Here is a 12,152-nt window from a genome sequence, read left to right as displayed (position 1 = left end):
GGGTCGATGTTGTCTGTTGACCCATATCAAAATCCCGTCACCTGAGTAGCGGCAGAATAATGGCACCTTGCCAATGCTGTTTCCGCTATCAGAGAAGACCTTCCATGGGTGCCTGGCTTAGCAATATCTCGCTGAAATACAAATTCTGGGCGGTCAATGCGGTCGCCTTTGTCACCACCTTGCTGCTGGTGCTCTACGCGGTGCACCTCGAACAGCAGGCGCGCAACCACGCGGCCCAGGCGAACGCCCAGGCCCAGGCGCACCTGCTTGATGCCTGGCCAGCCGGAACGCCCTTGCCCAAGGTCGACTATCTCCTGGCATTCCAGCGCGACCAGGTCCCCGTTATCAACGAACAACCGTTGCCTTCGCTGGCCCAGGCCAACGGCTGGGTCGAACTCGACACCGGGCTGCTGTTTGGCGACGACCCGCTGCTGGGCGCCCAAGTGGTCCGTCGAGGTGACGGCCAACAACTCGCCGTGTTGGCCCAAGGTGTGAGCCTGAGCCAAGTGTTCGGTGAACGCTTCAGCCATTACGCCGTGGCCGTGTTCGTGTTGATGTTGGCGATGCTGGGCGCCTCGCAGCTGTTGATCCGTTTTTTGCTCAGCCAGCTCAACACGCTCAAAGACGTGATGCTGCATGTGGAAAAAACCGGTGACCTGTCCGCCCGCGTGCCCCTGGCCTGCGAGGACGAAGTGGGCCAGATGGCGGCGGCGTTCAACGCCATGCAGGCCGGTTATCAACGGGTGGTCGACACCGTTGCCAGCACCGCCCGGCAGTTGGACAGTGGTGCGGCACGCCTGGCGTCGAGCATGAACGATGTTCGCCACGGCATGCTCGGCCAGCAAAGCGAAACTGATCAGGCCGCCACGGCGATCAACGAAATGTCCGCCACGGTTTATCACATCGCCCAACATGCCGGCGCCACCCGCGACCTGTCGAAAACCGCCGACACCCTGGCCGGCAACGGTCACGAAGTGGTCGCCCGGGTGCAACAGTCGATCACCGGGTTGTCTTCGGGTGTGCAACAGACCGCCGAAATGATCCAGCGCCTGGCCGAAGACAGCCAGAAGATCAATGGCGTGGTCAGTGTGATCCACAGCATCGCCGAACAGACCAATCTGCTCGCCCTGAACGCGGCCATAGAAGCCGCACGGGCCGGGGAAATGGGCCGAGGCTTTGCCGTGGTGGCCGACGAAGTGCGTAACCTGGCCAAGCGAGTACAGACCTCCACGGACGAAATCACCACCATGGTTTCGGCCCTGCAAGCCGGGACCCGGGACGCGGTGGACTTCATGCAGGAGAGTTCGCTCAAGGCCGACGATTGCGTGCAACAGGCCCGCGAGGCCGGTGACGCGTTGGCACAGATCACCGCAGCGGTGGCGCAAATGCGCGAGAGCAACACCCAGATCGCTGTCGCGGCCGAACAGCAAAGCCATGTCGCCGAGGAAATGAACCGGGCGGTGGTGAGTATTCGCGACGTGACCGAAAACACCGTGCGCCAAACCGTCGACTCAGCCACCACCAGCCATGAACTGGCGACGTTGGCGGGCGAGTTGAGCAAGGCGATTGGGCAGTTGAAACTGTAGAACACTGGCTTGCCCGAGTTTCCCTGTGGTGAGGGGATTCCCTCTGTGGGAGCAAGGCTTGCCCGCGATGGGCGCAATGCGGTCTTTGGCGAACCGACGTGCCTCCATCGCGGGCAAGCCTTGCTCCCACAGATAAATCCCCTTGCCACAACAGCAAACTGTATGGCCACCTATCGCTTCGATAGCCAACCGCCATTCGCCGCCTCACCCGACCGGACCTATCCTTGGATTATTCAGCTTCATTCAAGGAACAGCATCATGGGCAAACGTCACCCCAATCTTCCCGCCTGGCAATGGCGCGCCTACCCAGACAATCATCGGCACCCCACCAACCTGGTGTTGCACCTGATTGCCGTGCCGCTGTTCATCATCGCGTTTCTGCTGATTGTGTCGGGGGTGTTCAGCTTGAGCCTGGGCGATATCGCCATCGGCATCATCGGCCTGCTCGCGGCACTCGGCTTGCAACGTCACGGACACAGCCTGGAGGCCCAGGCCTCCGAGCCGTTCAGCGATCGCAAGGATGCCGTGTCACGCCTGCTGGTGGAACAGTTCCTGACTTTCCCACGGTTCTTTCTCAGCGGTGGCTGGTGGCGCGCCTGGCGGGAGCGCCACCGCCACAACCGCAAGCCTTGACCGGAGCAGCCTTACCCAAAGATAGTGACCGTCTGCCGACTCAGGGCGATCAAGCGGCCATCGGCGCTCCAGAACTTCGCGGCGACATGGCCGTAGCCGTCCTGGGCGTGCTCAATCTCGGCCAGGTACTTGCACCAGTCCAGTGTCGTGAGCTCCAGCAGCGGCTGGACGAACTCGATGGTCCAAGTGAGCGTACTGCCCGGGGCCATTTGCGTGAGGTGAGGCAATAAGGCTGGAGGCCAGGCATCGACCAAGGCCAGGATGTGGCTTTCGTTCAGCTGTTCCTCTTTCACGTCCCCGCGCAAACGTACCCAACCGCCCATGCTCCGGGACTTGTTACCGCTGAATGGCAAGCCGCCAACGCTCCAGCGCATCGCCAGGTGCCGCATGAATTCCGGGGTCATGCCTTTGACATAAGGCAGCTCCTGGCATTGCTCCACGCTTTTGAATTCTGGCGCGGGATCGGCCTGCACCGCCACCACGGATGAGCGCGATGCACCGAAGCTGCCTTGCACCACGGTCACCACCTGGCCGTTCTGCACCGCGCGCCCCAACACCTGGCTGACTGCCTTGCCTTCACGCAATACGTCGACTTCGAAACTGACAGGCACGTCGGGTTCGACCGGGCCGACAAAGGTGATCGCCAGCGAGCGCACCGGGCGGTCCGCCGGCACTTGGGCACGCATCGCCTCATATTGCAGTGCCGCCACCAACCCGCCAAAACTGGCCCGCCCCTGGCCCCATTCAGGCGCGATGCTCACCGCACCTGGCTGCCGGCGCACGGCATCGATCAAATCGGAAAAGCGCATGACGACCTCGAAAACAGGGAAAAGGATGAAGGGATCTTAACCAGCCCGGGCTGGCGGCACAGGGCTCATTCCGGCCAAAGAGACTGACAGAAAAGCCGCAGTCTTTGAATTCCCCCCAAACCAATGTGGGAGCGAGCTTGCTCGCGATAGCGGTGTATCAGTCAATCTGTACGCGAACTGACCCACCGCTATCGCGAGCAAGCTCGCTCCCACAGAGGGGAAGTCCCACAGGGGGATGTGCTGGGGTTCAGGATTTTTCGAAGCAACTGGCAATCAGCTTGTCGAGCACCTTGTCGGACTTGGCCTCGGCCTTTTCCATCGCGGCGTGCCAGGTTGGCACACAAGCGTGCAGATCGGTTTCTTCCTTGGCCCTGGCCAGCCATTGCCAGCAATCGTGCCAGTCACCCAGCGCGGCCTGGGCGGACTTGAGCCGGGGCATGGCCGCTTCGGGCAGGCGGTCGAGTTCAGGGTAGGCTTCGATGGCGTAGCGCACGCGCTTGATCAGCAGGCGCAATCGATGGCGGTCATGGGCCGGATCACGCAGGGCTTCGCCGAGCGTCTTCCACTGTTTGTCCAGGCGCTTTTCGATGCGCTTGCGCAAGCCCTTCAGCAACCCCTCACGCTGGGCGGCGCGAATGAAGCGCGGGAAGGCATCGAGGATCATCAGCAACTGCGCCAGTTCAACACTCGCGGCCACGGCGGGATAAGCCTCGGCCATTTGCACCTGGCGTCGCCGCGCCGCCTCGGCCTGGCCATGCTGCTCCAGGTAAGCGGCCAACACTTCCCGGTCGCGCAAGGGCGTGGTCAGGGTGCCGACCGCCGAAGCAGCCGTTTCCAGCTGTTCGACGCCGGGCAACCCACGCAATGGTCGAAGCAGGCTGCGCAAACGGCGAACCGTGGTCCGCAGGTCATGCAGCGCTTCGCTGTCGGTATGGGCATTCAAGCGGGCCTGACAGGCCAACAGGCGGACTTCCAGGCCCAGTATCCGGGCCACCAGCCGATCGATCATGGACGTACTCCGTACACAGCGTTGAGCGTCAAGCCGCAAGCTACCAGTGAAAAACGATTCTGCGTCCTTCCCTTGTAGCTTGCAGTTGATTGCTTGTCGCTGCCTTTATCGTCCGGCGCGGGACTCGCGAATGTAGAAACGCGCCTTCTCGGCTTTCTTGGCGCAGCCTTCGAACGCTTCGAATTGCTGCTGGGTCTTGGCGCCCGTCAGCAAGGACAGGGCCTTGGAGTAGCTGACGGTGCCGGCAAAACCTTCGGCCTTGGCCAGGTCCAGTTCATGCCAGGCACTGTCGAGCTGGCTGCCACAACTGTCGCGGTAAGCGGTTTTGCCTGCACAACCGGCCAGGGCCAAAACCATCAAAGAAGCCACCAAGGGCAGGCGGATCCGGGCTTTCATCAATAACACCTCAAGTCAGGTCAACAGTCGTGCTATTAAGACGGTGGCAACGGCGAAAAGTGCCTTGCTTGACCGCGTAAATTCAAGTGTGGCCGAGCATACGCAAATGCCGCCACGGCGTGTCAAAAAACGACGCGTGCGCCACAACGATTGAGCCAAGTCGTCGATGGGTGCATTGTTGAAATCTGTTCGACAAGAGGCCGGGTCATGACAAAACGTGTCGCATTGGTATTGGGTTCGGGTGGCGCCCGGGGCTATGCCCATATCGGGGTGATCGAAGAAATCGAACGACGTGGCTACGACATTGCTTGCATCGCCGGTTGTTCCATGGGCGCGGTCGTGGGGGGGATTTATGCGGCGGGCAAGCTTGAGGAGTACCGCAACTGGATCGAAAGCCTGGATTATCTGGACGTCCTGCGCCTGGTCGACGTCAGTTTTCGCCTGGGGGCGATCCGTGGCGAAAAGGTCTTCGGGCAGATCCGCAAGATCGTCGGCGAAATCAACATTGAACAATTGCGCATCCCCTACACCGCCGTCGCGACCGACCTGACCAACCAGCAGGAAATCTGGTTCCAGGAAGGTTGCCTGCATCAGGCGATGCGCGCCTCGGCGGCGATTCCCAGCCTGTTCACGCCCGTGATGCAAGGCAACCGCATGTTGGTGGATGGCGGCCTGCTCAACCCATTGCCGATCGTGCCGGTGGTGTCGAGCCACTGCGACCTGATCATCGCGGTCAACCTCAACGCCACCAATCAGAAACAATATCGGTTACCGGTGATCCCGCGCCCCGCCGCGTTCCGGCGGCGCTTCGACACCCTGGTCAGTTCCCTGGGGTCGCGCCTGCCGTTTCGCCGCAAGCAGGCCGAGCAGCTGTTGCTGCTGGAGCAGGAAGCCTTGAAGGCCGAAGCCGCTGACATCAACCCGTGGATCGACTCGGCCGAGCCCGAAGGCCAACAACCGGCCGCCGCGCCAGAGAACGAAGGCGCACCGAAATCCGCCACCGGTTCGTTCATCATCGATAACGTCGGCCCGGCCTCGTTGCTGGATTTGATCAACCAGAGTTTCGAAGTGATGCAGACCTCGCTGGCCCAGTACAAGATTGCCGGTTACCCGCCGGATGTGCTGATCAACGTGCCAAAACGGGTGTGCCGGTTCTTCGAGTTCTACAAGGCGCCGGAGCTGATCGCGTTGGGGCGGGAGATTGCCAGCGATACTTTGGATCGGTATGAGAGCGACCAGAACTGAGAGATATCGAGTGGCTGTTCGGGCCTCTTCGCGAGCAAGCTCGCTCCCACATTGATCTGCAGTGAACCCTGTGGGAGCGAGCTTGCTCGCGATGGCGGCAGCCCTGACAACACCAGACTAAAGCCCACCCTCCCCCAACAACCGATACCCCACCCCCGCCTCGGTCACAATGAACCGCGGTCGGGTCGGGTCGTCGGCCAGTTTCTGGCGCAGGTGGCCGACCACGATCCGCAGGTAGTGACTGTCTTCGGTGTGGGTCGGGCCCCAGATGTCCTTGAGCAGTTGCTGCTGGGTAATGACCCGACCCGGGTGCCGCGCCAGCTGCGCCAGCACGGCGTATTCCTTGCGAGTCAGGGCCACTTCGGTGTCGTCCAGCAGCACCCGTCGATACGCCAGGTCCACCGTCAGCGGGCCGAACTTCAGCGCGGCTTCCTGAGGCTCGCCTGCCGGGGCCTGGCGCAACAAGGCGCGAACGCGGGCGAGAAATTCCTGGATGCCGAACGGCTTGGTCACATAATCGTTGGCTCCGTTGTCCAGCGCCTCGACCTTCTGCGCTTCGCTGGCCCTCACAGAGAGCACCAGCACCGGCACCGTCGACCATTGGCGAAACTCGCGCAACACCTGCTGGCCGTCCATGTCCGGCAGGCCCAGGTCGAGCACCAGCAGATCGGGTTTGTTCAGCGCCGCTTGGGCAAGCCCTTCAGCGCCAGTGCCGGCTTCCAGCACCTTGTAGCCTTGGGAACTCAGGCTGATGCGCAGGAATTTGCGGATCTGCGGCTCGTCATCGATGACCAAAAGGGTCGCGGTCTGGCTCATGGGGTTCGTTCGTTGCACTCAGGTGGAAAGGCAAGCAGGTGGGACGAGAGTAACCCAGCGCCGCTCAAGCTTCATCGTCCATGCCCGGTTGTGCCTGCAAGGGCAGGTGCAACGTGATGCAGGTGCCGCGTCCGTCGAGACCATCGGCCACGCTGATCCGCCCGCCATGGGCACCGACCATGCCCTGGCAGATGGCCAATCCCAACCCCGTGCCCTGCCCGCCCCGGTCACCGCGCGCGGCGGTGTAGAACATGTCGAAGATTTTCTCCCGTTCTTCTTGAGGGATTCCTGGGCCTTCATCGGCGACGGCAAAAAACACTTCGCCGTCCGTGGTACCCGCGCTCAGCAGCAGCCGCCCGTGGGCCGGTGAAAAACGTGCGGCGTTTTCCAGCACGTTGACCAAGGCCTGCTCGATCAGCGCCGCGTGGACATACAGCAAAGGCAGGTCAACAGGCACCTCGACGCCGACCGCCAGCGGCGCCAACACCGCCCGCAAGCGGTTCAGTGCGCTGCCGACGATATCGGCCGGCGACACCCAGTCCCGCGCCAGCTTCAGGGCGCCGTGGCCAAGACGGGTCATGTCCAGCAGGTTCTGGATGTAGCGATCCAGCCGCTCGGCCTCATCGCGGGTGCCTTCGAGCAGTTCGCGGCGATCGGCCAGTGGGATCGCCTCCCCCAGCGCCAGCAGGCTGTCGATGCTGCCGCGCATGGACGTCAGCGGCGTGCGCAAGTCATGGGACACCGAAGCCAGCAAGGCGCTGCGCAGTTGCTCGGTTTCACCGTGCAGGCGCGCCGCTTCCAGGTCCTGGGCCAGTTGCGCCCGCGCCAACGCCTGGGCCAATGGTTGACTGAGGGCCGCCAGTAAACGGCGACGCTGGCCGCTCAACGGCTTGCCTTCGTTCGGGCACACACCCAGCAATCCCAGTGGCCCGCCTTCCGCCGACAGCGGCCACCACCACCAGCGTCCGGATGGCAACGTCCCGGTGCCGGCACCGGCGGGCTGGTCGTGCTGCCAGGCCCAGTCGGCCGCCGCACGTTCGGCCTCGGTGAATGTCAACGGCTCGCCGGTCTCGACCTTCCAATCGCTCTGGCCGTCGCGATTGAGCAGGCAAAGCTGCAAGTCGTGCAGGCCGTTGAGATGCTGCGCGGCGGCGCTGATCACCGCCTGGCGGTCGGTGGCGGCAGTGAGTTTGCGCGACAGGTCGAGCAGTTCGCCGGTTTCCTGCTGGGTGTCGCGCAGGGCCTGCAACTGGCGACGCTGGCGAGCGGCAAGATTGCCGGTCAGGGCGGCCATCAGCAGGAAAAACACCAGGGTCAGCACGTCTTCTTCGCGCTGGATGGTGAAGGAAAAATTCGGCGGGATGAACAGGAAATCATAGGCCAGGAACGACAGCGCCGCACAGGCCAGCGCCGGGCCAAGGCTGCTACGTACCGCCACCAGCAGCACCGCCATCAGGAACACCAGGGAGATATTGGGCAGCGCCAGCCACCCTGAAATACCCCAGGCCAACGCGCTGGCCGCCACGGTCGCCGTCAGCGCCAGCACGTAGTCGAACCCGGTCTGGACCGCGCTCGAACGCACTTGGGCGGGACGGGGCTGTTCATCGCTGTCCAGCACGTTGATTTCCAGTCCCCGGGCATCGCGCAACAAGCGTGAAGCCAAGCCACCGCCGAACAACCGTCGCCGCAAACGCGGCCGGGACTGGCCCACCAGCAGTAGCGTGGCGCGACGTTCGGTGGCGTGCTGGATCAAGGTCTTGGCGACTTCGCCGGCCCGCAACAGCACCACTTCGCCGCCGAGACGTTCAGCCAGCTGCTGGGCATTTTGCAGGTACTGTCGCGATGACTCGTCGTGCGCGACGCCGCTGTCTACGTGGACCAGGCTCCACGGCAGATGCCGACGCTGGGCGACGCGGCTGGCGTGGCGCACCAGACGCTCGGCCTGCACATCGGCGCCCACCCCCACCAGCAATCGTCCGCGCACTGCCGGCGCGGCCTGGCCCAGTTGCCGATAACCCTGGGCCAGGTCGTTGTCCACCTGGGCGGCGGCGGTCTGCATGGCCAGTTCACGCAGCGCGGTCAGGTTGGTCTGGGTGAAAAACGCATCGATCGCCGCTCGCGCCTGCTCCGGCACATAGACCTTGCCATCACGCAGGCGCTCCAGCAGCTCGCGTGATGGCAGGTCGATCAACAGCAGTTCATCGGCTTCCTGCAAGACCCAGTCCGGCAGCGTCTCGCGCACCTGCACACCGGTGATGCCGCGCACTTGATCGTTGAGGCTTTCCAGGTGTTGGACGTTGACGGTGGTGTAGACATCGATACCGGCGGCAAGCAAGTCCTGGATGTCTTGCCAGCGTTTGGCATGACGGCTGCCGGGGGCGTTGCTGTGGGCCAGTTCGTCCACCAGCACCAAGGCCGGGCGGGCCGCGAGCAGGCCGTCGAGGTCCATTTCTTCGAGCATGACGCCGCGATATTCCGAACGCACCAACGGTTGCTGTACCAGGCCGCCGAGCAGTGCTTCGGTTTCGGCACGACCGTGGGTTTCCACCACTCCGGCGACGACTTTCACGCCTTGACGCAGTTGGGTGTGGGCCGCTTGCAGCATGGCGTAGGTCTTGCCGACACCGGGCGCCGCACCCAGGAAGACCTTGAGCCGGCCACGGTCGTTGCGGGGCAGATTGGCTAACAGTGCGTCGGCGCGGCCGGAGTCGCTCATGGCGTGGAAATCTCTTTCAAATATTGATCAAACACCCTGTGGGGAGTCGGACCTGTGGGAGCAAAGCTTATGGGAAGTGGACCTGTGGGAGCAAAGCTTGCTCGCGATCAAGGCGACACAGTTCAACGGATGGACCGCGTTATCGTTCATCGCGAGCAAGCTTTGCTCCCACAGGCTTTGCTACAGCGGGCTTTTACTGCAGCAAGCTTTGCTCCCACAGGCGCCACTCCCACGGGTTTTACAGTTTTTCCAGGGCCAGGTTCAGCGCCAGCACATTCACCACTGGCGGGCCCACCAAGGATTGCTCAGTGTTGTCGTCGAGCAGTTGCTGCAAGGTCGAGGCCGGCAGGTTGCGCGCGGCGGCGACACGCGCCAGTTGATAGGCAATCGCCGCCGGAGGCAAGTGCGGATCCAGCCCACTGGCGGAGGTGGTCAGCAATGCCAGCGGCACCGGGCCCTGGCCGGGCACCTGGAGTTTTTGGGCGTCTTCGATTACCCGCGAGGCCAGGGCCGGATTGCTCGGGGAAAAGTTGCTGGCGCCGCTGGCGACCGTGGCGAAGGCTCCAGCCGATGGCCGTGGATGAAACCAGGCATCGCCGGTGAAATCCTGGGCGATCAGCGTCGAGCCACGGACCTTGCCGGCCGCATCGACGATCAGGCTGCCATTGGCCTGGGCGGGAAAGGCGACTTGCGCCACGCCAGTGACCACCAGTGGGTACGCGACACCGGTGATCAGGGTCATCAGTAATAACAGGCTCAAGGCCGGGCGAATCAGAGTGGACATTTCAAAATCCTCGAATTGAAGTAAATCCAGTGCTCAAAGCCTGTGGGAGTCACCTTGTGGGAGCAAAGCTTGCTCCCACAAGAAACGGCGAACTCAAACCAGCTTCAACGCCGTCAGCAACATATCGATCGCCTTGATCCCCACGAACGGCACCACGATCCCACCCAGGCCATAGATCAACAGATTGCGTCGCAACAGCGCCGCCGCACTTGCCGCTTGCACTCGTACACCGCGCAGGGCCAGGGGGATCAGTACGACGATGATCAGGGCGTTGAATACGATGGCCGACAGGATCGCGCTCTGGGGGCTGCTCAGGTGCATCACATTCAACACGCCGAGCTGTGGATAAATCGAAGCGAACAGCGCCGGCAGGATCGCGAAGTACTTGGCGATGTCGTTGGCGATGGAGAAGGTGGTCAATGCACCACGGGTCACCAACAGTTCCTTGCCGATCTGTACCACATCGAGCAGTTTGGTCGGGTCGCTGTCGAGGTCGACCATGTTGGCCGCCTCCCGCGCGGCCTGGGTGCCGTCGTTCATCGCCATGCCGACATCGGCCTGGGCCAGGGCCGGGGCGTCGTTGGCACCGTCGCCACACATGGCCACCAGCCGACCGTCATTTTGCTCATGACGGATACGCGCCAGCTTTTTCTCCGGCGTGGCCTCTGCCAGCACGTCATCGACACCGGCCTCGGCGGCAATCGCCGCAGCGGTCAGCGGGTTGTCACCGGTGACCATCACCGTGCGGATCCCCAGCTTGCGCAGCTCGGCAAAGCGCTCGCGAATGCCCGGCTTGACCACGTCCTTGAGATGGATGGCCCCCAGCAACCGGCCGTCCATGCAAACCAGCAGCGGTGTGCCGCCACTCTGGGCGATCTTGTCGACCTCCCGCGCCAATGCCTGCGGCAACTCATTGCGTGCAAGGCCGATGAAGTCCAGCAACGAGTCCACGGCGCCCTTGCGGTAGATACGGCCCTGATAGTCGACTCCGGACAAACGGGTTTCAGCACTGAACGGCACGGCCGTCAGCGCTTCGACGCCAGGCTCAGACTGTGGATGCAAACCTCGCAGGTACTCGACGATGGACTTGCCCTCGGCGGTGTCGTCAGCCAACGAGGCGAACAGCGCGCCTTCGGCCAGTTCCTTGGCACTCACACCAGGGGCGGTATAGACCGCTGTACAACGACGATTGCCAAAGGTGATGGTGCCGGTCTTGTCCAGCATCAGCACATGCACGTCCCCCGCCGCCTCGACCGCACGACCGGATTTGGCGATCACGTTCAGGCGAACCAACCGGTCCATCCCGGCGATGCCGATGGCCGACAGCAACCCGCCGATGGTGGTGGGAATCAAGGTGACCAGCAGCGCCACCAGAAACACCAGCGGCAGGTTGGCGTTGGCGAAATGGGCGAACGGTTGCAGCGTCACCACCACCAACAGGAAGATCAGCGTCAGGCCGATCAACAGGATATCCAGCGCCACCTCGTTCGGCGTTTTCTGGCGTTTGGCGCCTTCGACCAGGGCGATCATGCGGTCCAGTGTGGACTCGCCGGGATTGCTGGTGATACGTATCAGCAGCCAGTCGGAGACCAGCCGCGTATTGCCGGTGACGGCCGAGCGATCGCCGCCGGACTCGCGGATGACCGGCGCCGATTCGCCGGTGATCGCAGCCTCGTTGACCGCGGCGATGCCTTCGATCACTTCACCGTCGCCGGGGATCATGTCGCCGGCCTCGACGCGCACCACATCACCTTTGCGCAGACGGGTGGCGGGGACGATTTCAAAACCGCTGGCGGTCTGGCGACGTGCGTTGAGGCCTTCGCTACCGGCCTTGAGGCTGTCGGCCCGAGCCTTGCCGCGGCCTTCGGCCAACGCTTCGGCGAAGTTGGCGAACAGCACGGTGAACCACAGCCACAGCGCGATTTGCGCGGCGACAAAAGTCGGCACGGCGTTGTCGGGAATGAAGCACAGCACGGTGGTGAGGATCGCGGTCAGTTCCACCACCAGCATCACCGGGGCGCGGTGCAATTGACGCGGGTCGAGCTTGACGAAAGCTTGCACCAGCGCTGGCCGCCACAGGGCCGAGATTGCGGTTTTCGGTTGCTCCGGCGCCTTGGCGACGGCGGTTTTGCTCATCGGCATATTCATTTTCATATCC

The 12,152-nt window shown here is 63.0% G+C and carries 10 protein-coding genes; 3 read left to right on the top strand and 7 right to left on the bottom strand.

Annotation, left to right across the window (positions count from 1 at the left end; genetic code table 11):
* The first annotated feature begins 104 nt into the window (after positions 1-104).
* A complete protein-coding gene (locus tag KI235_RS08705; protein ID WP_212795641.1) occupies positions 105-1,586 on the top strand; it encodes a methyl-accepting chemotaxis protein in 1,482 nt (493 codons plus the stop codon).
* A gap of 258 nt (positions 1,587-1,844) precedes the next feature.
* Positions 1,845-2,219: a terminase gene (locus KI235_RS08700; RefSeq protein WP_003199324.1), complete on the top strand. Its 375-nt coding sequence runs from the start codon at positions 1,845-1,847 to the stop codon at positions 2,217-2,219.
* A gap of 11 nt (positions 2,220-2,230) precedes the next feature.
* On the opposite strand, the gene KI235_RS08695 is transcribed toward KI235_RS08700, so the two are convergent.
* From KI235_RS08695 to KI235_RS08685, 3 genes are all read right to left on the bottom strand, one after another.
* A complete protein-coding gene (locus tag KI235_RS08695; RefSeq protein ID WP_028236959.1) occupies positions 2,231-3,028 on the bottom strand; it encodes a thioesterase family protein in 798 nt (265 codons plus the stop codon).
* A gap of 247 nt (positions 3,029-3,275) precedes the next feature.
* Complete coding sequence (locus KI235_RS08690) at positions 3,276-4,037, bottom strand: CHAD domain-containing protein (protein WP_003199320.1); 762 nt, start codon at positions 4,035-4,037, stop codon at positions 3,276-3,278.
* A 105-nt stretch (positions 4,038-4,142) separates the two neighbouring features.
* Complete coding sequence (locus KI235_RS08685) at positions 4,143-4,433, bottom strand: hypothetical protein (protein WP_003199317.1); 291 nt, start codon at positions 4,431-4,433, stop codon at positions 4,143-4,145.
* 207 nt (positions 4,434-4,640) lie between these two features.
* Between KI235_RS08685 and KI235_RS08680 the strand changes: the two genes are divergently transcribed.
* The gene (locus KI235_RS08680; RefSeq protein WP_003199314.1) at positions 4,641-5,678 is read left to right on the top strand and encodes a patatin-like phospholipase family protein; all 1,038 of its coding nucleotides are present in this window, start codon (positions 4,641-4,643) and stop codon (positions 5,676-5,678) included.
* 117 nt (positions 5,679-5,795) lie between these two features.
* Here the strand turns inward: KI235_RS08680 and KI235_RS08675 are convergent, their stop codons facing one another.
* The 4 genes from KI235_RS08675 to kdpB form a co-directional block, all read right to left on the bottom strand.
* Positions 5,796-6,494 carry a response regulator gene (locus tag KI235_RS08675; protein ID WP_013692569.1) on the bottom strand — a complete coding sequence of 233 codons (699 nt, stop codon included), beginning with the start codon at positions 6,492-6,494 and terminating at the stop codon, positions 5,796-5,798.
* A 64-nt stretch (positions 6,495-6,558) separates the two neighbouring features.
* Positions 6,559-9,210: a sensor histidine kinase KdpD gene (locus KI235_RS08670; protein ID WP_039010905.1), complete on the bottom strand. Its 2,652-nt coding sequence runs from the start codon at positions 9,208-9,210 to the stop codon at positions 6,559-6,561.
* 238 nt (positions 9,211-9,448) lie between these two features.
* Positions 9,449-9,994: a potassium-transporting ATPase subunit KdpC gene (gene kdpC, locus KI235_RS08665; RefSeq protein ID WP_003199308.1), complete on the bottom strand. Its 546-nt coding sequence runs from the start codon at positions 9,992-9,994 to the stop codon at positions 9,449-9,451.
* A gap of 93 nt (positions 9,995-10,087) precedes the next feature.
* Positions 10,088-12,142, bottom strand: a complete 2,055-nt coding sequence (gene kdpB / locus KI235_RS08660; protein ID WP_027912704.1) for a potassium-transporting ATPase subunit KdpB — start codon at positions 12,140-12,142, stop codon at positions 10,088-10,090.
* Positions 12,143-12,152 lie beyond the last annotated feature (10 nt).

This window comes from Pseudomonas sp. St386 (assembly GCF_018325865.1).
GTDB classification, from domain to species: Bacteria; Pseudomonadota; Gammaproteobacteria; order Pseudomonadales; family Pseudomonadaceae; genus Aquipseudomonas; species Aquipseudomonas brassicacearum.
The sequence above is the reverse complement of the archived record's forward strand: the minus strand, read 5'-3'. Positions and strand labels throughout refer to the sequence as shown.

What these genes read in the sequence shown, in the direction of transcription:
- KI235_RS08670 (WP_039010905.1), bottom strand. Translation starts at nt 9,210, where the DNA reads ATGAGCGACTCCGGCCGCGCCGACGCACTGTTAGCCAATCTGCCCCGC.
- KI235_RS08700 (WP_003199324.1), top strand. Translation starts at nt 1,845, where the DNA reads ATGGGCAAACGTCACCCCAATCTTCCCGCCTGGCAATGGCGCGCCTAC.
- kdpB (WP_027912704.1), bottom strand. Translation starts at nt 12,142, where the DNA reads ATGAATATGCCGATGAGCAAAACCGCCGTCGCCAAGGCGCCGGAGCAA.
- kdpC (WP_003199308.1), bottom strand. Translation starts at nt 9,994, where the DNA reads ATGTCCACTCTGATTCGCCCGGCCTTGAGCCTGTTATTACTGATGACC.
- KI235_RS08675 (WP_013692569.1), bottom strand. Translation starts at nt 6,494, where the DNA reads ATGAGCCAGACCGCGACCCTTTTGGTCATCGATGACGAGCCGCAGATC.
- KI235_RS08695 (WP_028236959.1), bottom strand. Translation starts at nt 3,028, where the DNA reads ATGCGCTTTTCCGATTTGATCGATGCCGTGCGCCGGCAGCCAGGTGCG.
- KI235_RS08705 (WP_212795641.1), top strand. Translation starts at nt 105, where the DNA reads ATGGGTGCCTGGCTTAGCAATATCTCGCTGAAATACAAATTCTGGGCG.
- KI235_RS08690 (WP_003199320.1), bottom strand. Translation starts at nt 4,037, where the DNA reads ATGATCGATCGGCTGGTGGCCCGGATACTGGGCCTGGAAGTCCGCCTG.
- KI235_RS08685 (WP_003199317.1), bottom strand. Translation starts at nt 4,433, where the DNA reads ATGAAAGCCCGGATCCGCCTGCCCTTGGTGGCTTCTTTGATGGTTTTG.
- KI235_RS08680 (WP_003199314.1), top strand. Translation starts at nt 4,641, where the DNA reads ATGACAAAACGTGTCGCATTGGTATTGGGTTCGGGTGGCGCCCGGGGC.